Origin of the sequence: Companilactobacillus paralimentarius (assembly GCF_963227125.1) — a bacterium.
Lineage (GTDB): Bacteria > Bacillota > Bacilli > Lactobacillales > Lactobacillaceae > Companilactobacillus > Companilactobacillus paralimentarius.
This window is the reverse complement of sequence record NZ_OY724131.1, coordinates 2,223,462-2,244,201: the sequence shown is the minus strand read 5'-3', so window position 1 is coordinate 2,244,201 and position 20,740 is coordinate 2,223,462. Positions and strand designations below refer to the sequence as shown.

22 protein-coding genes are annotated in these 20,740 nt (G+C 35.2%); 11 read left to right on the top strand and 11 right to left on the bottom strand.

The window, feature by feature from the left end:
- Position 1: 1 nt before the first annotated feature.
- The gene (locus ACI6PB_RS11110; RefSeq protein WP_404327423.1) at positions 2-1,279 is read right to left on the bottom strand and encodes a DUF4038 domain-containing protein; all 1,278 of its coding nucleotides are present in this window, start codon (positions 1,277-1,279) and stop codon (positions 2-4) included.
- Between the two features lie 177 nt (positions 1,280-1,456).
- Positions 1,457-2,470, bottom strand: a complete 1,014-nt coding sequence (locus tag ACI6PB_RS11105; protein WP_025085686.1) for a LacI family DNA-binding transcriptional regulator — start codon at positions 2,468-2,470, stop codon at positions 1,457-1,459.
- A gap of 163 nt (positions 2,471-2,633) precedes the next feature.
- On the opposite strand from ACI6PB_RS11105, the gene ACI6PB_RS11100 reads away from it, so the two are divergent.
- Positions 2,634-4,073: a glycoside hydrolase family 1 protein gene (locus ACI6PB_RS11100; RefSeq protein WP_404327422.1), complete on the top strand. Its 1,440-nt coding sequence runs from the start codon at positions 2,634-2,636 to the stop codon at positions 4,071-4,073.
- Positions 4,074-4,178: 105 nt separating this feature from the next.
- Here ACI6PB_RS11100 and ACI6PB_RS11095 read toward each other — a convergent pair whose 3' ends face one another.
- Positions 4,179-5,609 carry an L-fucose/L-arabinose isomerase family protein gene (locus ACI6PB_RS11095; RefSeq protein WP_056955803.1) on the bottom strand — a complete coding sequence of 477 codons (1,431 nt, stop codon included), beginning with the start codon at positions 5,607-5,609 and terminating at the stop codon, positions 4,179-4,181.
- A 287-nt stretch (positions 5,610-5,896) separates the two neighbouring features.
- Between ACI6PB_RS11095 and ACI6PB_RS11090 the strand changes: the two genes are divergently transcribed.
- Genes ACI6PB_RS11090 through ACI6PB_RS11080 form a run of 3 tightly spaced genes read left to right on the top strand, consistent with a single transcriptional unit; the run spans position 5,897 to position 9,158 of the window.
- A complete protein-coding gene (locus ACI6PB_RS11090; protein WP_309510706.1) occupies positions 5,897-6,721 on the top strand; it encodes a transketolase in 825 nt (274 codons plus the stop codon).
- The gene (locus tag ACI6PB_RS11085) at positions 6,721-7,665 is read left to right on the top strand and encodes a transketolase C-terminal domain-containing protein (protein ID WP_309510707.1); all 945 of its coding nucleotides are present in this window, start codon (positions 6,721-6,723) and stop codon (positions 7,663-7,665) included. Before ACI6PB_RS11090 ends, ACI6PB_RS11085 begins: the two co-directional genes overlap by 1 nt.
- Before the next feature lie 17 nt (positions 7,666-7,682).
- Positions 7,683-9,158 carry a glycerol kinase gene (locus tag ACI6PB_RS11080; RefSeq protein WP_404327421.1) on the top strand — a complete coding sequence of 492 codons (1,476 nt, stop codon included), beginning with the start codon at positions 7,683-7,685 and terminating at the stop codon, positions 9,156-9,158.
- A gap of 40 nt (positions 9,159-9,198) precedes the next feature.
- Here ACI6PB_RS11080 and ACI6PB_RS11075 read toward each other — a convergent pair whose 3' ends face one another.
- The 3 genes from ACI6PB_RS11075 to ACI6PB_RS11065 all read right to left on the bottom strand — a co-directional run bounded on the left by ACI6PB_RS11075 (position 9,199) and on the right by ACI6PB_RS11065 (position 10,608).
- Positions 9,199-9,636 (bottom strand): GNAT family N-acetyltransferase, encoded by a 438-nt coding sequence (locus ACI6PB_RS11075; RefSeq protein WP_404327420.1) that lies wholly within the window; start codon positions 9,634-9,636, stop codon positions 9,199-9,201.
- 10 nt (positions 9,637-9,646) lie between these two features.
- On the bottom strand, positions 9,647-10,081 hold the full coding sequence (locus tag ACI6PB_RS11070; protein WP_056955801.1) for a MarR family winged helix-turn-helix transcriptional regulator: 435 nt from the start codon (positions 10,079-10,081) through the stop codon (positions 9,647-9,649).
- Positions 10,082-10,230: 149 nt separating this feature from the next.
- Positions 10,231-10,608, bottom strand: a complete 378-nt coding sequence (locus ACI6PB_RS11065) for a hypothetical protein (RefSeq protein ID WP_056955800.1) — start codon at positions 10,606-10,608, stop codon at positions 10,231-10,233.
- Positions 10,609-10,704: 96 nt separating this feature from the next.
- Between ACI6PB_RS11065 and ACI6PB_RS11060 the strand changes: the two genes are divergently transcribed.
- The 4 genes from ACI6PB_RS11060 (at position 10,705) to ACI6PB_RS11045 (ending at position 13,525) form a co-directional block, all read left to right on the top strand.
- On the top strand, positions 10,705-11,193 hold the full coding sequence (locus tag ACI6PB_RS11060; RefSeq protein ID WP_025085692.1) for an NUDIX hydrolase: 489 nt from the start codon (positions 10,705-10,707) through the stop codon (positions 11,191-11,193).
- Positions 11,194-11,365: 172 nt separating this feature from the next.
- Positions 11,366-12,052, top strand: a complete 687-nt coding sequence (locus ACI6PB_RS11055; RefSeq protein ID WP_404327419.1) for an IS30 family transposase — start codon at positions 11,366-11,368, stop codon at positions 12,050-12,052.
- Entirely contained in the window at positions 12,049-12,219 is a 171-nt protein-coding gene (locus ACI6PB_RS11050) for a hypothetical protein (protein ID WP_404327418.1), read from the top strand. Before ACI6PB_RS11055 ends, ACI6PB_RS11050 begins: the two co-directional genes overlap by 4 nt.
- Positions 12,194-13,525: an aryl-sulfate sulfotransferase gene (locus ACI6PB_RS11045; protein WP_082603697.1), complete on the top strand. Its 1,332-nt coding sequence runs from the start codon at positions 12,194-12,196 to the stop codon at positions 13,523-13,525. Before ACI6PB_RS11050 ends, ACI6PB_RS11045 begins: the two co-directional genes overlap by 26 nt.
- Before the next feature lie 31 nt (positions 13,526-13,556).
- Here ACI6PB_RS11045 and ACI6PB_RS11040 read toward each other — a convergent pair whose 3' ends face one another.
- Entirely contained in the window at positions 13,557-14,375 is an 819-nt protein-coding gene (locus tag ACI6PB_RS11040) for a MurR/RpiR family transcriptional regulator (RefSeq protein WP_025085195.1), read from the bottom strand.
- A 160-nt stretch (positions 14,376-14,535) separates the two neighbouring features.
- On the opposite strand from ACI6PB_RS11040, the gene ACI6PB_RS11035 reads away from it, so the two are divergent.
- From ACI6PB_RS11035 to ACI6PB_RS11025, 3 genes are read left to right on the top strand one after another with little or no spacing between them, the layout of a single operon-like run.
- Complete coding sequence (locus ACI6PB_RS11035; protein ID WP_404327417.1) at positions 14,536-15,225, top strand: N-acetylmannosamine-6-phosphate 2-epimerase; 690 nt, start codon at positions 14,536-14,538, stop codon at positions 15,223-15,225.
- A gap of 19 nt (positions 15,226-15,244) precedes the next feature.
- Complete coding sequence (locus tag ACI6PB_RS11030) at positions 15,245-16,756, top strand: PTS transporter subunit EIIC (RefSeq protein WP_025085197.1); 1,512 nt, start codon at positions 15,245-15,247, stop codon at positions 16,754-16,756.
- A gap of 11 nt (positions 16,757-16,767) precedes the next feature.
- Entirely contained in the window at positions 16,768-17,265 is a 498-nt protein-coding gene (locus ACI6PB_RS11025) for a PTS glucose transporter subunit IIA (protein ID WP_309510709.1), read from the top strand.
- A 39-nt stretch (positions 17,266-17,304) separates the two neighbouring features.
- Here the strand turns inward: ACI6PB_RS11025 and ACI6PB_RS11020 are convergent, their stop codons facing one another.
- The 4 genes from ACI6PB_RS11020 to ACI6PB_RS11005 all read right to left on the bottom strand — a co-directional run bounded on the left by ACI6PB_RS11020 (position 17,305) and on the right by ACI6PB_RS11005 (position 20,535).
- Complete coding sequence (locus tag ACI6PB_RS11020) at positions 17,305-17,979, bottom strand: TVP38/TMEM64 family protein (protein WP_025085199.1); 675 nt, start codon at positions 17,977-17,979, stop codon at positions 17,305-17,307.
- Positions 17,980-18,109: 130 nt separating this feature from the next.
- Positions 18,110-18,562 carry a PTS sugar transporter subunit IIA gene (locus ACI6PB_RS11015; protein WP_025085200.1) on the bottom strand — a complete coding sequence of 151 codons (453 nt, stop codon included), beginning with the start codon at positions 18,560-18,562 and terminating at the stop codon, positions 18,110-18,112.
- A 135-nt stretch (positions 18,563-18,697) separates the two neighbouring features.
- Positions 18,698-19,348, bottom strand: a complete 651-nt coding sequence (locus ACI6PB_RS11010) for an HAD hydrolase-like protein (RefSeq protein ID WP_404327416.1) — start codon at positions 19,346-19,348, stop codon at positions 18,698-18,700.
- 11 nt (positions 19,349-19,359) lie between these two features.
- On the bottom strand, positions 19,360-20,535 hold the full coding sequence (locus ACI6PB_RS11005; protein ID WP_025085202.1) for an MFS transporter: 1,176 nt from the start codon (positions 20,533-20,535) through the stop codon (positions 19,360-19,362).
- Positions 20,536-20,740: the final 205 nt, after the last annotated feature.

Here is a 20,740-nt window from a genome sequence, read left to right as displayed (position 1 = left end):
TCTACTCCTTTGAAAGAATAATTATTGAATCGGATTGAACATTACTCATATTCAGAGTTTTAGGTTTAAACCAATCTAGATTTTTTGTGTTGTAAGTTAATAAGTCAGTAATTGTTGCATGAGAATTTTTTTCGTTAAAATCAGAATCTTTTAAATCAATTTTGGTATTAGTTGGAATATAAATAATCATTTTATCTTTTTTATCATTTATAGCTGATCTAATACTTTCCTCTTTATTGATTTTGATATTAGTTGGCTGACATCCATTTGGAAATTCTTTTTCCATAATGTGTTTTAAGAAGGCTATGTCGTTTGCACCGTTAAAATGAATTGCATCGTGCCAATCAAAGGGAGAATCAAATCCTTCACCTTCAACTACACCGAATGTTGCACCAGTGTGATGCCAACTCCAAATGCCATGAGCGCCATAGGTAATACCGGCGTTAGCACCTGATAGAACCGAACTCCAGGAAGCAGCTCTAACATCTTTAGCAGAATAACGACCATACATGTTACGGCTGTAGCTGATTTGTTCATAACATGGCTCTGTATTAATAATTGGTTTATCAAACCCTAAAGACCTTTGATGCATAGGAATATCATATGCGGTGTGTTGTCCTTCAAAATTATGTCCAGATTGATAACTAAAGAAGTCGATTTGCTTTTTAAATTCTTCAGGTAACTCTTCATATCTTCCTTTAATATGGAAAGTGTAAATTGCGTTAGGATCATTTTCTTTAGCTACTTTAAAAACTTCTCTGTAGTATTTAATAGTTTCTTCAGTCGGAAAATCTGTATCACCACTTACAAAATAAATTGGATTGAATTTTTTAAATCTATTTGTAACGTATTTAACATAATTCTCAATTTGTTCGTAAGGGAACTGATTGTTTATAGCTAAATGTGATGCCCAGGTTCCGGGCACGTAATTACACCACATTAGAACTAAAACAGGAACCATGTCGTGCTTTTGCATTTCGAATAGCATTTGTTCGGCACGATCAAAATACTTTTCATTTATTTTTGTATAATCAAATGAGTAACTTCCGTCTTCGTGTCTAGTGATGGGGAATGGATATAAATTTAAATCATCTCCACTAGCATCCCATTGTTTAAGAACATTGATTTGTATTGCATCGAATCCCTGTTGTTTACGATAATCTAAGTAATATTTCCAATCACTGTTTGAAATATTGGTAAAAGCACTCCAACAAGTATCTGCTAAGTAGAAGAATGGCTTATCATCTTTATATATTTGATGATTATTTACTTTAAGCATTGTTGTCCTCCTTTTTATGTATCCGCTTTCTTTAACGACTCTGAATTACCACATAGATTATTAAACATCAAGAGTATTTTACTAAAATAGAACTAAAATAAAATGTGTGTTTTATAAAAACATTGATTTGATTGGATTTTTGGACAATAAAAAAAGTCGAAACTTTTTTGCTTCGACTTAAATTGAATTACGTTTAATTAATTTAGTAGAGATAAGAGTTTTCTGTGGGGACCAATTTGGAGTGAATAGTCGTCTTTGTAATTGGAAAAGAGCTTGTTCGGACATTTGATCAACGGGGACATGAATGGTTGTTAATTCAGGACTTATCAAAGAACTCTCGTAAATATCGTCAAAACCAATAATAGCCAATTGTTTAGGAATTTTGATGTTCTTTTGTTGAGCAGCTTTTATTAATCTAATGGCAATATAGTCATCTTCACAAAAGATTACTTCAGGTAAATCTTTTTTAGTTATATTTTCAATATCTAATCCCTTTGGATTAACTTCTGTGGGAGAGACTGAATAAAAATGATCATTGCTAATTTTAATGTTGGCCAATTTAAGAGAATCACGGAAACCTCGTCTTCGTTCAATGAAATTGGAAATAATTTTATCGGAAGCAAAATAACCAATATCTTTATAACCTTTACTTAAAATGTAATTACCTGCTAGCATGGCTCCCTGATAATTATCCATTGTTACAAAGTCAGCTGTTATATTGTCGAAATATGTATCAACAAATATTACACTGTTCAGTTTATTGTTAATTAGTTCCGCTTGGGTAGCATTCAAATCAGTACCTAAAACGATTGTACCATCGGTCTGATCCTTTTTAATTTCATCCAATGTTTGAGGGAGCGATTCACTATCAGTAGTGATTATCTTTAAGCTACCACCAGTTTCACTAACTTTTTCTGATAGCGAAGAAATCAAACTATCAAAGAAGGGTAACGAACGGTAATTTCCACTAACTAAGCCGGCTGTTTTAACAACTAAGAAGTTAACGCTGGTAAGAACTTTATCAGTATTCTTCTTGTTCTTTCTAAGTGGTTTATACCCATATTTGTTTACTACATCAAAAATCTTGTCTCTAGTTTCTTGACTCACACCGTCTTTACCATTTAGGGCTAAGGATACGGCCGATTTAGAAACGTTGGCGAGACGTGCAATGTCATCCATTTTTACTGTCATGAGATGACCTCCTATCACATAAAATAATACTAAATTAAAATCGGTATTGCAAAATTTATTACACTTTTTATGTAAAATAATGTAATTTGTTTAGTAAAACGTTTACAGAAACGATTAATATGCGGTATCATTTAATTAAATAATTTATTTTGAGGTGAATCTAATGACAGAATTTCCAAAGAATTTCTTGTGGGGTGGCGCTACAGCTGCTAATCAATTAGAGGGTGGCTATAAGGAAGATGGACGTGGCCTATCTATTGCGGACGCCTTGCCTGGTGGCAAAGAGAGATTCCAAATTGTTCAAAGTCCTGAATTTGACTGGACGATTGATGAAAGTAAATATAAATATCCTAATCATGTCGGTATCGATTACTATCATCGTTTTAAAGAAGATATCAAATTATTCTCAGAAATGGGCTTTAAGTGTTATCGTTTCTCTATTGCTTGGTCAAGAATCTTTCCAAATGGTGACGAAACAGAACCAAATGAAAAGGGATTGGAATTTTATGATCGAGTAATCGATGAATGTCTAAAATACAATATTGAGCCAGTAATTACTATTTCTCACTATGAATTGCCATTAAATTTGGCTAAAAATTATGGTGGTTGGAAGAATAAGAAGTTAATCACATTCTTCGAAAGATTTGCCAAAGTTGTTTTGACACGTTACTACAAGAAAGTTAAGTACTGGATGACTTTCAATGAGATCAATAGTGCTGCTCATTTCCCAGTTATGGGTCAAGGCTTAGTTCCTTCAAATGGTGCTAACGACAAGAAGAATGTTTTCCAAGCATGGCATAATCAATTTGTTTCTAGTGCTAAAGCTGTTAAAATCGGTCACGAATTGGATCCAAACCTACAAATTGGTTGTATGATTCTGTACGCTACAACTTATAGTTATGATGCAAATCCAGTCAACCAATTGGCTACTTTGCAACAAAACCAAGATTTCAATTTCTTCTGTGGCGATGTTCAAGTTCGTGGTCAATATCCAAGTTATACAAGGAGATTGTTAGCTGAATACGGTTTGAAACTTTCTGATTTGGATAGAACTGATGAAGAATTGGAATTGATCAAGAAGTATCCAGTTGATTACATTGGTTTCAGTTATTACATGTCTTCAGCAGTTGAAACTACTAAGAAAGATAACGATACAGTTAGTGGAAATCTATTAGGTGGTGTTAAAAATCCATTCCTTAAAGCAAGTGATTGGGGCTGGCAAATTGATCCAACTGGTTTGAGAATTGCTTTGAACCAATTGTATGATCGCTATCAAAAACCACTATTCATTGTTGAAAATGGTTTAGGTGCTATCGATAAACCAGATGATAATCATTATGTTGAAGATGATTATCGTATTGATTACTTGAAACAACATATTCAAGCGATGGCCGGTGCAATTGACGATGGGGTTGACTTGATGGGTTACACTCCATGGGGCTGCATTGATTTAGTTAGTGCTTCTACAGGTGAGATGTCCAAACGCTACGGCTTTATCTATGTTGATTTAGACGATGATGGCAATGGTAATATGGACAGATACAAGAAGAAGTCATTCTACTGGTATCAAAAAGTTATTGAATCAAATGGTCAAGAATTGTAGTTAATTTATTTGAAGAAGTCAAATCAGAAATGGTTTGGCTTTTTTTTTGAAATAAAAAGAGTGATGTATTTTTAATAGAATACATCACTCTTTTTGCGTACTGAATTATTTAATGATTGAGGAAGTGTCGCCACGAAGATAAGCTTTAACATCGTCCTCGATAGGATCATAGAAATCAGGAGTAACACCTAAATACTTACATGCTTCATAGAGAACAGGCACAACGTCATCACGAACAGCAGCCATGTGATGGATATATGGTCCATAAACTAGTTTAGTTTCGAAGCGGTTGAGGTTAGCAAACTGTAACCAAATATAAGTACCTTGTTCGTATGGTCCTTCACATGTTTTAGCGTTACCCATTAACATTGAGTACTTACCGTTATCACCATCAAAGCGGCAGAGAGTGTAGTTACCATCTTGAGCTTGGAATCCTACTGACCCTGGATAATCGAAAACAAAGTGTGATTTTGGCAAAATAGGTTTGTTTTTAGCAGTTGAATATGGGAAGACACCCAAGTGTTGTAGTAATTCGCCATTAGGATTTTCTGGATGACGACAGTTAACGTCAGCAAAAATGGCTCTGTGGTCGCCCATAGTTGCGGCTTCAACCAATAGTTCAGAGATAACGCCGTGAATATCAGTTTCACAAGTTACGGGTAAACCTTCATCTTGAAGCAAGGATTCAGAAGCATAAGGAAGAATACCGATTTCGTCTTGAAGAGCAGTCCAGCATTGGATAGCGGCAGAATTGCAACCATAGGCCTTAGCTAATCTCTTGATAGCAACTTTAAGTGTAGCAACCATTTGTAAATCTTTGTCAGAAATTTGGACATCGGCGACAGAGTTCAAAGTCTTTTCAGTTTCTGCAATTTCAGGATCCTTCTTGTCGATCAACTCATGAATCTTTTCTACCAATTCTGTAATTGGAATAGGTGAGAGTGAGATATTGAATTTTTCTAGCAATTCACCTTCATTGACCATTGTGCTCCAAAAGTCGAATGGACGAGGTCCAATTTGTAAGATACGAGTATTTTTGAATGTCTTAACAACATTACATACTTTGATGAAATCATTGACACCTTGTTCAAAAGCAGGGTCGTCAAGATCACAGTTTTTAACATAAGTGAATGGAATTTGGAAACGACGTAGAACTTTTCCAATTGCAAATAGACCACATTGAGTATCTCTTAAACGTGAACCATCTGCCGCAGGTGCTTCATCTTTTGGTCCCCAAAGTAAAACGGGAACGTTTAGTTTCTTTGCTAACCGAGCACATTCGTATTCAGTACCAAAGTTTTCATTAGCTAAAAACAAACCACCAATGTCAGCATCTTGAAATTTCTTGGCAATCTTGTTCATGCCTTCGTCATCATAAAGAAGACCATCATCATTAACATCTTTAATATCAACATAATCGACTCCCATATCATCTAGCTTCTTACGTGTGTAATTAGCGAACTCAATAGCAGCGTCAGCTGAAAAAATATTTCTTCTAGTAGGTGCGAAACCTAATTTGATTTTATCTACACTCATAAATAATTGCTCCTTAATTTAATAAATTAATTATTGGGAAAGCGTTTCCATAACTAAACTATAAAACTGAATTAACTAATATTCAATAGTTTATGAAAACTAATAACTAAACAAAAATAGAACAATCTTCTATAAATGCTTATTTGACGGGAATATATGTCATATAAAATAAATCTGATCATTTTAAATGATTAATTTATTTAACTAAACTATTGAAAAATTTAGATAAACAGTTTAGTATAAATTTTGAAAGCGATTACTGAAATTGACTGTAAGGAGAAATTACTATGGATGTCGAACAACTAGAGAAAAAAGCTATTGAAATGAGAAAGGCGACATGGGAAATGATTTATCGTGCCAAAACCGGACACACTGGTTCAGATCTTTCATGTACAGATATTTTGGTTGCTCTCTACTATAAGGTACTTAATCAAACTCCAGAAACATTTAAGAATGAAGATCGTGATCGTTACATTCAATCAAAGGGTCACGCTGTAGAAATTCTTTTGAATATTTTAGCCGATCGAGGATATTTTCCTAAAGAAGATCTTCTAACATATTCACAATTCAAATCACCATATATTGGCCATCCTAATAATCACATTAAGGGAATTGAAATGAATACCGGTTCACTGGGACATGGTTTGGCTTTGAGTGTTGGAATTGCTAAAGCAGCTAAGATGGATGACAAAGATTATCATACTTACGTTTTAATGGGTGACGGCGAACAAGCAGAAGGTTCTGTTTGGGAAGCAGCCATGGCTGCCGGTAGTTTCAAACTTGATAATTTAACGGCTATTATTGATCACAATGGTCTTCAAATTACAGGTAAGACTAAGGATGTTATGAATAGTGAACCTTTGAAAGCTAAATATGAAGCCTTTGGTTGGAATGTCGTTGAAATTGATGGTAACGATATGTCGCAATTGGTTGATGCTTTCGATTTGAAGCCAGTTCAAAATAAACCTACTTTGATTTTGGCTGACACGGTTAAGGGCTGTGGTGTTTCGTTCGCGGAAAACAAGGCTGAATGGCATCACAAAGTACCAACAGAAGAACAATATAAAGAAGCCTTAGATGTATTTGATAAAGAATTGGAGGAAAGAGAATAATGTCAGAAGAAAAAGCACGTAAAGTTGGGGAAGTAATCTGTGAACAATTAGTAGATGCTGGGAAGAAGGATTCTGATATTGTTGTTCTAACTAGTGATTCTAGAGGTTCGGGGTCTTTGGTTCCTTTTGCCAAGGAATTGCCTAAGCAAATTGTCGAAGTTGGTATTGCTGAACAAGATCTTGTCACAATTAGTGCTGGATTAGCTCACAGTGCTAAACGTCCATTCGCCGTATCACCAGCCGCCTTTTTGACAATGAGAAGTATCGAACAAGTTAAAGTGGATGTTTCTTACTCTAATACTAATGTTAAATTGCTAGGTATCAGTGGTGGCAATTCCTATAGTGTTTTGGGCAGTACTCACCATTCTCTACAAGATTTGGCAATCACTAGAGCTATTCCAAATTTGGAAGTTTATATGCCTTGTGATCAATATCAAACAGTTGGCTTGTTTAAGTATTTAGTTAAATCGGATAAACCTGCCTATATCAGAATTGGTAAGAAAGCTTTGAACAATTGTTACAGTAACCCTGAAGAGGCCTTTGTAAAACCTGGTAAAGCCAATGTCTTGAGAAACGGTAAGGATGTTGCGTTAGTAGCTATGGGAGAAACAGTCCCCGAAGCGTTGAAGGCTGCAGATTTACTTGAAAGACAAGGTATCAAAGCTACAGTTGTTGACTTAGTTAGCTTGAAGCCATTGGATACGGAACTATTGAGTAAGATTAGTAATGAGTTCTCTGATATTTATACAATTGAAGAACATAGTATTTATAACGGTATTGGATCAGCCGTAGCTGAAGTGGTTGCTACATCAGGCAGTGCAAAACTTCATATTCTAGGATTCCCAGATGCACCTGCAATTGCTGGTACCCAAGATGAAGTTTTTAGTTACTATGGTCTAGATGGTGCCGGAATTGCCAAAAATGTTGAAAAATCAATTTCTTAGTTTAAGGAGAAATTATTATGAAGTATTTGTTGGGAATTGATCAGAGCACACAGGGTACCAAAGTAGTTCTAGTAGATCAAGATGGTCAGATTTTAAGAAAAGTAACACGTAATCATCGACAAATTATTAGCAAGCAGGGATGGGTCAGTCATGATTTACGTGAGATTTACCAAAATATTTTGTTTTTGGTAAGAAAAATTCTAGATGACCCTAAAGTTGATTCAGCTAAAATTGTTGGATTAGGAATTACTAATCAAAGAGAGACGGCAACAGCTTGGTCAAAATCTACGTGTAAACCTTTGTCAGAGTCAGTTGTCTGGCAATGTTCACGTGCTAAAGATATTTGTGAACGAATTGAAAAAACTGGTGTTGAACAAGCTATTTATGAAAAAACAGGTATGCCCTTGTCACCATATTTCACAGCAGCTAAGTTTACTTGGCTACTAGAGAATATTCCGGAAGTTCAAGATGCTGCTCAAAAGAATGACTTGTGTCTGGGAACAGTTGATAGTTGGTTAATTTATCAATTAACTGAAGGTCAAAGCTTTAAAACTGAGCCTTCTAATGCCTCCAGAACACAGCTAATGGATCTAAAGAGTGGTGACTGGGACGATGATTTATTAAAAATTTTTGATTTAAAGAGATCGTATTTAGCTAAAATTGTTGATTCAAATGATAAATTTGGAATGACTGATTTTGAAGGAATCTTGAATCATCAAATCCCAATTTACGGAGTGTTAGGTGACTCGCAGGCGGCTTTATTTGGTCAAAGATGCACCAACTTTGGGGATGTTAAATCCACATATGGGACGGGATCATCAATCATGATGAATATCGGTTCTAAACCAGTTAAGTCGTCAAATGGTTTAATCACATCGGTTGCTTGGAGAATTAATGGTCAGTCGAATTACGTTTTGGAAGGTAATGTCAATTATTCCGGAACAGTTATCAAGTGGTTAAAAGATGATTTGGGATTGATAGAGCACAGTGCTGAAACTGAAGAGATGGCTTATCAAGCCAATAAGAGTGACAAGACTTATTTAGTACCAGCTTTCACTGGATTGGGTGCACCTTACTGGAATGATGATGCGACAGGAACTATTGTCGGTATGACTCGTAAAACCCGAAAGAATGAAGTTGTTAAAGCAGGCTTAGAGAGTATTGCTTATCAAATCAATGATATTTTGCAATTAATGAAAAAAGATACTGGCGGTCAAATCAATATTTTGAAAGTCGATGGTGGGGCCACATCTAATAATTACTTGATGCAATTTCAATGTGACCTGTTACAAGCAACTGTGAAGATTCCTAATGTGGAAGAGTTAAGTGTTTTGGGCGCAGTCTTCTTAGCTGGTCTGCAACTAAATCTTTATGATGAAAAAGTCTTGCAGGCTGCAATTGAATATCGTAGTTTTGAACCCAAAATGTCGATTAATGAATGTAATGAAAAAGTTCAAGGATGGCAAAAGACAGTCTCGTTAATAAATATTTAGGCATAATAAAAAATTCACTCAAATTGATGAGTGAATTTTTTTAGCTAATCATTTCATGAGTCATTTTTAAATAAGGTGTGTGGTTAAACAAGAAGGCTGAACCTTGTGTTTGAAAATGAAATTTTTGATAGAATCCTTCTACTTGAACTTGAGCATCAATTTCGACTTCTTTCTTTGGAAAGTCTTTTTTTATTGTGTTAAGGATATGTTGCATTAGTTCATTTCCCAATCCTTGACCACGGTAGTCCGGGCTAGTGAGAACTCGACCGAAAGTAACTTTGTCATTCTGGTTAAAGACTCTAGCATAAGCTACAATTTGGCCATTTTCTAAGTCGAATATATGAATAGCTTCGGGATCATGTTCGTCGACTTCTTGATAGACTCTATTTTGGTCAACTACGAAAACTTTTGTGCGTAAATATAAAATTTTGAAAAGTTCATCGGTGCTTAATTCTGAAAATTTTTTGGAATACCACATTGAAAAGAACCTACTTTCTATTGAATAGTAATTTATCTAATGTTTCGACGGCTTCAAAAAATTCTTGTTGCTGTTGAGGGGACAAATTGATTAATAAATCTTTGATTTGCTGGTCGGAACGTTCATCTAACTGTTGAGCGAGTTTTGTTCCTTGAGAGGTTAAATGGATCTTTTTAGAACGGAGATCTGTGGAGGAGGGAGACTTATAGAGTAATTCATTTTTTTCAAAGCGCTTGAGGATACGACTGGTATAACTTTTATCAAGGGATAGGTGATTGGCAACCTCAATTGGAGTTTTGTCTTGATTAAAATATATTTCTAGAATGACACGGCCTTCGGTCCAACTAAGAGGAGTATCTAAAACTTTTTTGTTAAGAATGCCTAGTAATTTAGTGTAGTTACGATTAAAACTACGAATTGATGTAATCTCACTTTGATTTAACAATAGAAAACCTCCTTTATTGAATTAAGGATATTATAGCATAGTAGTGGACTAAGTCCACTACTTTACACAAAAATATCCAGTAACTATTTTTATTGGTTGTTACTGGATTAAATAATTGGTGCTGTATGTTAAGAATTTATTTTTGTTCCCTAAATTTCCTTAATACGTCCTTGTGTATCTGCACGGATCATTTCATGATAAAATTCACTTTCAACGGGTGTCATATTTGAGAAATCAATATCAGTGATGGCTGAAAATGTTTCTAAATAGGTTTTACCATTCTTTTCTTGAGAACACATGATGACCATTTGGCCCTCGTCAACATTTGTTGAGGCGATTAGTTCACAATCATCGGGATGAAATTTTTCTTCAATTTCAGTTGTTTGACCGTTGCCGACATTTTTCATGAATTCATTGTACATTTGAATATATTTCTTACCAGTTGTAACGCCCATGTCTTTGAATTTTCCGCCTGCCCATACTTTTTTAACAATTTTGAAATAGTCGTCTGATGAAATCTCTGCCATAATATCTACCCCTTGAATAAGATTTTATTGAATTTAATATTTATTATGACTATTATAATAATACTTTCAATTCAATGATAGGGGAGGTTGGGCTAAATGAGCAGTAAAACTTTTCATTTTGCATTCGGATCTTACGGAATTATTCATAAATCAGGAAGGCTATTGGTGATCAAGAAAAATGATGGTCCATACATTAATCGCTACGATTTGCCTGGTGGAAGTATGGACGAGGGAGAACCATTAGAAAATACTGCTGTTAGAGAAATTGCTGAAGAGACAAGATTGAAGGTAACAAAGTTGCATCAATTGGGAACAGTCAGTTTCAGATTTCCTTGGAAGTATCAAAGATATACGTGGAACGAACATGTTTGTGTGTTCAACCTGATAGAAGAATATCAGGGAAAGGCCCAAACCACTGTGACACAATTTATTGGTCAAGATTCGTTAGGTGCAATTTGGATACCATTGTCTGAATTGAATGTTAATAATAGTTCTCCTTTGGTTCTTAAAGCAAGAGAGTATCTTCTGACAAAAACATTTGAAACTAAGGATACTGAATATCCTCATTGGCAGGTTCTGTCATAAGGCTTTCACAAAAAATTCAAAAAATGTTGATGGAATATCAACATTTTTTTTATACGGTAGATTGTAAGATTAAATAGAATTCTACCCAGACGAAAAATTTGGATAGAAAAAGGGCAATGGCCCCGGTATTGTTTTAAGTGACAAAACTATAAACAATAGGAGTCCATTACCCATGAGTCACATTTTAACATTATCGGATAGAACTGTCATCCAAACGCTGCTTAAGGTTGGTTACTCACAAAAACAAATTGCTGAAGAAGTTGGTGTAGTTCCTTCAACCATCAACTATGAACTAAAGCGCTGTCCTAAGGGATACTATGACGCTGATCAAGCTCAGGAAGACTGCGAAAAGAAGCTAACTCACCGGGGACGGAAAACTCTTCTAACAGAGAATTTAAGAGAATTCGTCCGTGGGATCATTCTCGAACAGCGGTGGAGTTTTGAAGTCATCGCGCATATTCTCCAAATGCCATTCAAAACCCTCTATAACTGGCTGGACAAGGGCTGGTTGGACATCAAACGCGAGGTCCTTCCAGACCACGGTGTGCGGTACCGAAAGAGCCACGACGGTCGTGGTCAGTACACACGTGGGGCGAAGTTTATCAACCAACGCCCGGACGAGGCTAACCTGCGTCAAGAGATTGGTCATTTTGAAGCCGATACCATCCTATCAGGAAAAACCAGGGGCGAGGTCCTAGCTACCTTTACTGATCGTAAGTCCCGACTAATGATTATTCGTCGTTTACCGGGACGTGATAGTAAAGCTATGACTAAGGCAATCCTAGAGCTTAACGAGGAATTGCCCATTATTTTGCCCACCCGTATGCGCCACATGAACGCGGAACCAACGAACGGTTGAACCGCGAGATTCGGCTACACATTCCAAAGAACCAGCCAATTGAGAGCGTTACGGATGAAGAGCTGACTATGATCTCAAAGTACTTAAACTGGCGTCCCCGGAAATGTTTAGGGTGGAAAACGCCACTCCAAGTCTTCTTTGATGACTTGTCCGAAAAATTCGATTAATTGTTGCAATCTACCTTATCAAAAAACACACCAAGTGCCAATAGCGGGTTTGTATGCTGACTACAATAATACTGTGACAGTTACTGTAACTTATAAAGATGGTAGTACGGAGCAAAAAGTTCTACATTTACAAACTGAAGAGTTACCTAAATATATTAAGAATGCCAAGATTGTAGTTTCTAAAAATGATAAATCCAAAATGGATATTGGCGATAATAAGTTAACTTTAATGAACCGTACAACTAAAGAACCATTTGCCATTGATGCAGACGGAGAGGTCAGATGGTATTCGACTAATTATTCACAACATACGATTGAACAAACCGATGATGGACACTTTTTGATTTTAACTAAGAAAAATGTTGATTCGACTGTTTATAATGATTTGATTGAGACGGATGTTCTAGGTCGAGTTTATCAAGAATATAGTTTTAATAGTAAAGTTAAATCCAATGACAGTGGTAATGCTAAGGATGAAACAACTGTCATTCATCATGATCTTTTGGAATTGCCCAATAAGGATATTTTAGCGACCGTAAATGATGGATCTAAATATAAAGAAGATGTGATGGTTCAGATTTCCCATAAAACCGGAAAAATAGTTAAAGTGATTGATTTGAAGAAAATTCTACCTAGCTCAATGTATAAGAACTATAAAGCTGGATCAGACGGAAAAATTGATTGGTTCCATCAAAATGCTGTTGATTATGATAAGTCAGATAATACGATTATGATTTCGGGACGTAATCAAGATATGATTATGAAGTTGAATTATAAGACTGATAAGATAATTTGGATTTACAGTGGGAAGTCGAAGAAGAGCTGGCCTAAGAAATATCTCAGCAAATTGTTGACGCCGACGAAAGGCACGACGATAACTGGTGGACAGCACGGACTTTATCAGTTAAGTAAAGATAAGAACGGTGAGAATATTTTACTTTATGATAATAACGTCGATGTTACTAATGGTAATAAGAAGACGTCAGGTAAATATTCACAGGCAGTTCAGTACCATATTGATACTAAGAAGATGACAATAGATCAGACTTGGGCATATGGAAAATCACTGGGAAAGACTAATTTTACAAATATTATCGGTTATGCTGAACGAGAAAGTAATGGGAATACGTTAGTCGATTTCGGATATAAAGATAATGGTACCGAAAGTAATGTGATTGAGGTTGATTCAAGTGGTAATCAAGTTTTCAACGTGACAGTTAAGAATGCTTCATCAAAAGTTTATGTTTATCGAGCCTATCGCCTAGAATTTTATCCACAAGGATACGTTTTTGATGTTAATAAGTAAACAAAAAGTCGACCAAAGCGGTCGACTTTTTTTAGTTATTTAATCTTTTATCCATAATTGAACGTAATGCTTTTTCACGAAGAGAAACGGCATCTACACCATTTTGTCTTTCATAACCGCGAATTAGAACTTCACAAACATATAGTTGCGATAATTGACCAGCTAATGAACCGCCATTGAGGAATTCCTCGATTGAAGTTCGTAGCGTTATATCGCTAATTTGTGCAATGGATGAAAGATTATTGTTAGTAATAGAGATGATATTTGCACCACTTTTTTTAGCTATTTGGAGTGAATCATAAGTATCTTTGGTTTCTCCAGAAAGAGATATACCAATAACAAGATCATTGTTTGACATCATGGCAGCCATTTGCGACTGAAAATGTGGATCAGTTTCAGCCTGAACGATTAGACCAATTCTTAATAGCATTTTTGAAAAATCTTTTCCAATTTCACCACTATGTCCGACTCCAAAAATATAAAGTTTATGACAATTTGTGATTAGTCGTATTGCTTCATTCAAATCATTTGGATCGATAAGTGATGCGGTATCCTTAATTGTCGAAATCAGACGATCTGCTATGTCATCATAATAATCATGACTAGAGTCAATATTACTTTCTTCCAGTTCGGTCTTAGCTAAATCGATTTTTAAATCATTAAAACCAGAAAAACCTAATTTTCTTGAAAAACGTACTATCGTGGCATCACCCACAGAGACGTTTTTTTTGATTGTTTCCATTGTCCCATAAATAATGGATTTTTTATTATTCATAATATATTGTGCAATTTTCTTTTCTGATTTAGTTAGAGTTTCGTATTTGTCTTTAATTAAATTATCAATATTCATTTTGAAAATTCTCCAATTGTATTTCTCTTGATAATTATACATTTTCTGATGATTATTTAGAATCTTAAAAAAGAAAGGGTTTACAAACACTAAATAATGTTTTATATTTCTTTCTGGAGAATGTAATCCAAATTAATTAATTTTGGAGGGAAAATGAAGGATGAAAAAAGAAAATTTTATAAAACAAATTAAAGGTGGTTTGATTGTTTCTTGTCAGGCGCTTCCTGGAGAACCACTTTATGCAGAACAAGGAGGAATCATGCCATTAATGGCTCTCGCTGCTAAACGTGCTGGAGCTGTTGGTATCAGAGCAAATTCAGTTCGAGATATTAAGGAAATACAAGAAGTGGTTGATTTGCCAGTTATTGGAATTATCAAAAAAGATTATCCACCGGAAAAACCATTTATTACAGCAACAATGAAAGAAGTTGATGAGTTACATGAAACAGGAGTAGCAGTAATTGCTTTAGATTGTACATTGCGCAAACGCCATGATGGCAAAACCGTTGAAGAATTTATTAAAGAAGTTAAAGCTAAATATCCGGAACAGTTATTGATGGCAGATACTTCAATTTTTGAAGAAGGTAAGAATGCCTATGAAGCTGGAGTTGATTTTGTTGGAACGACATTGAGCGGTTATACAGAAGAAAGTAAAAAACAAAATGGCCCGGATATCAATTTGATAAAGGCATATGTTGATGCCGAGATGCCCGTAATTGCTGAAGGTAAGATTCATACTCCAGAGCAAGCTAAAGAAATTCAGAATATGGGCGTAACTGGAATTGTAGTTGGTGGAGCGATTACAAGACCAATGGAAATTGCACAACGTTTTATTGCGGCACTTAATTAAAAATAAGGGGTAAATAAAAATGTTCAAAAAATTCTCTCAGTTAGGAAGAGCTTTTATGCTACCGATAGCTATTTTGCCGGCAGCCGGTCTTCTGTTAGGTTTAGGTGGAGCGTTAACTAATGATGCCGCCGTTAAGACATATCCATTTCTATCAATGCCTTGGTTACAAACAATTTTAAAGATTATGAATTTTGCTGGTAGCGCCGTCTTCAATAATATTGCATTAATATTTGCTATTGGTATTGCAGTTGGATTGGCGAATGGAGATAAAGGTACTGCCGGTTTAGCTGCCGGTGTTTCTTTCTTAGTTTATACAGCTACCATAGCTGGTTTTATTCAAATGTTTTCTCCAAAAGGAACAACCATTGACACTGGTGTAGTTGGTTCAATTGTGATTGGCGGTATGGTTGCTTATCTTCACAACCGATATCGTAAAATTGAATTGCCACAATTTTTAGGCTTTTTCGGTGGTTCAAGATTTATTCCTATTATTACATCTTTTACAGCAATTTTTATTGGAGCATTATTCTTTATGATTTGGCCACCCGTTCAAGGTTGGCTAGTAATAGTAGGTCATAATATTGCCAAAATGGGTAGTATTGGTACTTTCTTCTATGGCTTCTTACTTCGTTTGTTAGGTGCTGTTGGCTTGCATCATACAATCTATCCATTATTCTGGTACACATCACTTGGTGGCATCGCGACTGTTGCTGGACATACTGTAGTTGGTGCTCAAAATATTTTCTTTGCACAGTTAGCAGATGCTAATCATGTTGGTTTATTTACATATGGAACACGTTTCTTTGCTGGTAGATTTGCCACGATGATGTTTGGTTTACCAGCCGCAGCTTTAGCTATGTATCATTGTTTACCAAAGAAAAATAGAAAAAAAGATGGTGGACTTTACTTGAGTGGTGGATTGACATCATTTCTAACAGGTATTACTGAACCACTTGAATATACTTTCTTGTTTGTTGCTCCATGGCTCTATGTGATTCATGCCTTTCTAGATGGATTATCATTTTATTTTGCAGATATTCTTAATATTAGAATTGGTAATTCCTTTTCAGGAGGACTAATTGATTATTTATTGTTCGGAGTTTTACAAGGTAAGGATAAAACTAATTGGCCTACAGTACTTTGGTTCGGATTAATTTGGGCTGTCGTTTATTATGTGGTGTTTAGATTTTGTATTACAAAATTCCATGTAGCAATTCCGGGAATGGAAGATGATGATAATACACAATCTTCAGCAAATGAATCGACAACTGATAAAAATTCCAGTTTACATGATCAATCACAACAAATTATTGGTGCATTAGGCGGAGCTGAAAATATTCAAAGTGTTGAAGCTTGTGCTACGAGATTACGTATTGCTGTTGCTGATAATACAAAAGTTGATAAAAAGATATTGAAAGATTTGGGCGCCACGGCAGTATTAGATGTTAGTGGTGGACTACAAGCAGTCTACGGTGGAAAGGCTGATCTATATAGCCAAGAGATAAATGGTATTTTAGGAACAGATGAATAGAGGTAAATTAAATGGGATTATTCGGATTAGGAAAGAAAAAAACTACTGAAATAATATATGCTCCATCAAATGGTAAATTACAGACATTAGAAAATGTTAATGATCCAGTATTCGCACAAAAATTAATGGGTGAAGGATTTGGAGTTGTACCAACTCAGGGAGATATTTGTTCACCGGTGGAAGGAACAATTACCTCAGTTTTTAAAACTAAACACGCTTTAGGATTAAAAACTCCAAGTGGTCTAGAAATTATGGTTCACATGGGATTAGATACAGTTGAGCTTGAAGGAAAACCTTTTGAAATTTTAGTTAAAGAAGGAGAACAAGTTAAAGTTCAAACACCTATTGCTAGAATGGATTTGGAACAAGTAAAACTTGCCAAAAAGGATACTGTTGTTCTGACAATCATAACTAATACTGCGGATAAAATTGATAAAACCAATTTATTAAAGGAAAATGGTGTTGATTTAGAAATTGGGTCAAAGGTAGTGGAAATGAAAGTTAAGTAAACAAAAAGTCGACCAAAGCGGTCGACTTTTTTTAGTTATTTAAATACTTTGTTTAATCCTCTGATCTCGACGGATAAAATCGTACAAAGCAATCATTAAAACTACTATCAGAATGGCTATTATGGTGACTTTAATATTGCCAAAGATTAATTCATCTCCACCAAAAGCGTATAAGAATGATACAGGTAAAGAACCTAAGAAAATACAAATGAGTTTATTGCGCCATGATAATTTCATTTCGATTGCAGCATAATTAACTAATAAGGTTGGTAACATAGGTACGGCGTAACCAATACTTAATCCTAATCTGGGATGGCGCATATTCTTGAGTTTATCGGCTAATGGTCTAAAACGACTGGGGCGAACTTTGTGGGGGAATGAACCTAAAATATTTATAGCCAGCATATTACCAATAACAGCACCAATCACATTAACTCCGAAACCAAGCCAACGGCCAAAGCAGACGCCTGAAAGAATTGCGACCGCAGCAATTGGAACTCCTGGAATGGCTGAACCAATAGCAATTATGGCGATGAATAAGATAGCATTATGACGACCCTGATGTCTTAAAAGATCAATAAGTGTTTCACGATCGAAAGTATAGTTAAAGAAGCTTTGAATAATATCGCTATACTGATACCAAATCATGGTAGAAAAAAGAATTATTCCTAAAATGCCTAGGGTAATAAAAATTACCTTATGATAGAATTTCATAGCTATTCCCCTCAATATATACTCATTGTCTACTATTATTAAGCAAAAAACTCAATCTGACTATAGAAAAGTCTTAGGTTTCTTGTTCTAATTTTTATAGCAAAAAAGCCGGCCGGTTGGTCGACTTCTTTTATTCTGTAAATGATTGATTGAATTTGTTTAATTCGGAATCGTTAAATCTGATATCATCCAATTTATCAGCGTTCTCATTAACTTTATCGGTAATATGTTCTTTTAGTTGATCGGCATCCTCTTGGCCAGCACCATCGGATAATACGCCGACTATCATATAGTCAACAGGGACTTTATCATTTCCCCAAGCAATAGGATTTTTGAAAGTTAAAGTCATTGAGTGTGCCTTATGTTTCTTGTCACTAGTTACAAACATGTAAACAACACGACCAGCTAGAATAGTTGGTTCTTGAGCGGCACTAGCAAATAAACTGCTTTGCACAGTTTGAGCGTCCAAACTGAATTCATCAGCGGCCTTTTCAGCAGCTAGTTTCAAAGCACTTAATTGATTATTGTCCTTTAATTCGATGTTAGCAGTAGTATGGTTTTTTCTAAAAATTTTAAATAGCATAATATTATATCTCCTCTGTCATTATTTAACGAAGGAGCTTCGACATGTCTTACTCTCTTTACAATTATTATGTTACTTTATCGAACCCGTTTCATATCAAGGGAAAAGCTCAAATTTTTTGAAAAAGTTTTCTAACTACATTGCTCGAATTTCAGAAGGAATTTCAGTAGGATCTTCTAAAATTGATTCGGCACCTGCATCACGTAATTCAGCGTAATCTCCGAATCCGTAAGTGATACCTAGAGTGTGAACGTTGTTAGCAATGCCACCTTGAATATCGGTTGAACGATCACCAATAATAACTGATTCATCGGCGTTAGCATTAGCATTTTCAAGTGCATATTTGAGAATGTCAGCTTTGCTTGAACGTGTTACTTCATCTTCTGAAGCACCGTAAAGACCGGTGAAATACTGGTTTAATTTGAGGTAAGCAATTAACTTCTTAATAAGTGATTCAGTTTTTGCGGACGAAATGTAAAGTCGATAGCCATCATCTTTTAAGGCTGATAAAACATCTTCAATTTGTGGATAAAGGGTCAATTGATAGAGACCTTCATTTTTGTAATATTCGTCGTAGGCAGCAATAGCTTCAGAATAACGTTCTTTAGGAAGTTTGGGATAATATTTGCCAAAACTTTCGGTGATAGCAGAACCAATAAATTTTTGATAAGTGTCAGCCCCCAAGTCAGTGATATTCAATTTTTGAGCCATGTATTGAAGTGCCTTAATAGTTCCAACTTTAGTATCGGCGATTGTACCGTCGAAATCGAAAAAGATATATTTCATTTTTTTAATCCTCATTCTTTGATAGGTTTGTGATGTGCAATAAAAATTCCTGATAGTGTTAGTAAGATTGATAATAAAATTAAAATAATAATAATTAAATTCCATGATTGAGTGCTGCTTTGTAGAAAACCAAAGAGCGTTGGGCCAATTGCAGCTAACAGATAACCAGCAGATTGAGCCATACCAGATACTTCGGCGGTCTGAATCGGATTAGTAGTTTTTTCAGTGAAGAAGACTACAGCCATATTAAAAGCTAAACCTGATCCAAATCCAGTCACCACCGTCACAATAGTTAAAAAGACTAAACTGCTAGTAGAAATTAAATATCCTAATGGTGCAACTGCGTAACCAATAAATAGCATTGTTAAAAGTTTTTTCATTCCTCCCGTTCTAACTGAAAGAAAAGGAACGATGAATGAGCAAGGTAAACCACTCAGCTGCAATAAGGTAAGTAGATTACTGGCAGTAATACTAGCGATACCGCTACTTTCAAGAATTGAAGGTAACCAAGTGATAAAAGAGTAGTAAACAATTGATTGTAATCCGAAGAAAGCAGTGATTAACCATCCTAAGGATTGATTCCAAACACTTCGATAAACTTTGGATTGTGATTGTTGAGTGTTGTCTTTTTGATTATTTTTAAGATTAGGTAACCAAAAAATAGTTGCGATGACTCCCATAATTGAAAGTAAAGCCAAAGTTGTCTGGAGATTTGTTTTAGTAATCAAGATTCCTGATAAAGCTGTACCAATAGCACCAATCAATAACATTGAAAGAGTATATAAACTGGTTCCTAAAGGAATTTCATCAGGCATACGATCCTTAATAATCGCAGGAACTAGAACGTTTCCACTATCAATCCCGATACCGACTAAAAAAGTACCAAACATTAAAGCTGTGATTGTGGGAATAATCCGCAAATAACTTCCGATTATTAATAGTAGAAAGAAGATGAAGATTGTTAGCTCATTGCCCAATTTTTTAGCAACTTTGACAATGATAGGCGAGAGTATAGCAAAAGTAATCAGTGGAATTGAAGTAATTAGTCCAGCCATAGACTTAGGTAAACCTAATTGGCTTTCAATTGATTTAATTAATGGAGGAATAATCATAATTGGCAAACGTAGATTGGCAGCAATTAACATCATACTTAATAGAAAATATTTTTTTGATTTAGTAGTTTGCATTTGAACTTCCCCCCTCAAAGATGAACACAATATTATTATTTTAGAACAGAAAAAGGATTGTGCCAACTAAGACACAATCCTTTTATAAAGTCGTTAATTGTTGATTCATGTATTCTATTAAAATTTCTTTAACCACATTTCCTATGTACACTCATGAAATAATTTGACGATTAAAGATGCCTAATAATTATAATCGTGTATCTGA

Excerpts from the sequence above, each read along its gene's own strand:
- ACI6PB_RS11030 (WP_025085197.1), top strand. The coding sequence starts at position 15,245 with ATGTTCAAAAAATTCTCTCAGTTAGGAAGAGCTTTTATGCTACCGATA.
- ACI6PB_RS11065 (WP_056955800.1), bottom strand. The coding sequence starts at position 10,608 with ATGGCAGAGATTTCATCAGACGACTATTTCAAAATTGTTAAAAAAGTA.
- ACI6PB_RS11090 (WP_309510706.1), top strand. The coding sequence starts at position 5,897 with ATGGATGTCGAACAACTAGAGAAAAAAGCTATTGAAATGAGAAAGGCG.
- ACI6PB_RS11020 (WP_025085199.1), bottom strand. The coding sequence starts at position 17,979 with ATGAAATTCTATCATAAGGTAATTTTTATTACCCTAGGCATTTTAGGA.
- ACI6PB_RS11095 (WP_056955803.1), bottom strand. The coding sequence starts at position 5,609 with ATGAGTGTAGATAAAATCAAATTAGGTTTCGCACCTACTAGAAGAAAT.
- ACI6PB_RS11025 (WP_309510709.1), top strand. The coding sequence starts at position 16,768 with ATGGGATTATTCGGATTAGGAAAGAAAAAAACTACTGAAATAATATAT.
- ACI6PB_RS11040 (WP_025085195.1), bottom strand. The coding sequence starts at position 14,375 with ATGAATATTGATAATTTAATTAAAGACAAATACGAAACTCTAACTAAA.
- ACI6PB_RS11085 (WP_309510707.1), top strand. The coding sequence starts at position 6,721 with ATGTCAGAAGAAAAAGCACGTAAAGTTGGGGAAGTAATCTGTGAACAA.
- ACI6PB_RS11045 (WP_082603697.1), top strand. The coding sequence starts at position 12,194 with ATGACTTGTCCGAAAAATTCGATTAATTGTTGCAATCTACCTTATCAA.
- ACI6PB_RS11060 (WP_025085692.1), top strand. The coding sequence starts at position 10,705 with ATGAGCAGTAAAACTTTTCATTTTGCATTCGGATCTTACGGAATTATT.
- ACI6PB_RS11075 (WP_404327420.1), bottom strand. The coding sequence starts at position 9,636 with ATGTGGTATTCCAAAAAATTTTCAGAATTAAGCACCGATGAACTTTTC.
- ACI6PB_RS11015 (WP_025085200.1), bottom strand. The coding sequence starts at position 18,562 with ATGCTATTTAAAATTTTTAGAAAAAACCATACTACTGCTAACATCGAA.
- ACI6PB_RS11035 (WP_404327417.1), top strand. The coding sequence starts at position 14,536 with ATGAAAAAAGAAAATTTTATAAAACAAATTAAAGGTGGTTTGATTGTT.
- ACI6PB_RS11010 (WP_404327416.1), bottom strand. The coding sequence starts at position 19,348 with ATGAAATATATCTTTTTCGATTTCGACGGTACAATCGCCGATACTAAA.
- ACI6PB_RS11080 (WP_404327421.1), top strand. The coding sequence starts at position 7,683 with ATGAAGTATTTGTTGGGAATTGATCAGAGCACACAGGGTACCAAAGTA.
- ACI6PB_RS11005 (WP_025085202.1), bottom strand. The coding sequence starts at position 20,535 with ATGCAAACTACTAAATCAAAAAAATATTTTCTATTAAGTATGATGTTA.
- ACI6PB_RS11100 (WP_404327422.1), top strand. The coding sequence starts at position 2,634 with ATGACAGAATTTCCAAAGAATTTCTTGTGGGGTGGCGCTACAGCTGCT.
- ACI6PB_RS11055 (WP_404327419.1), top strand. The coding sequence starts at position 11,366 with ATGAGTCACATTTTAACATTATCGGATAGAACTGTCATCCAAACGCTG.
- ACI6PB_RS11110 (WP_404327423.1), bottom strand. The coding sequence starts at position 1,279 with ATGCTTAAAGTAAATAATCATCAAATATATAAAGATGATAAGCCATTC.
- ACI6PB_RS11105 (WP_025085686.1), bottom strand. The coding sequence starts at position 2,470 with ATGACAGTAAAAATGGATGACATTGCACGTCTCGCCAACGTTTCTAAA.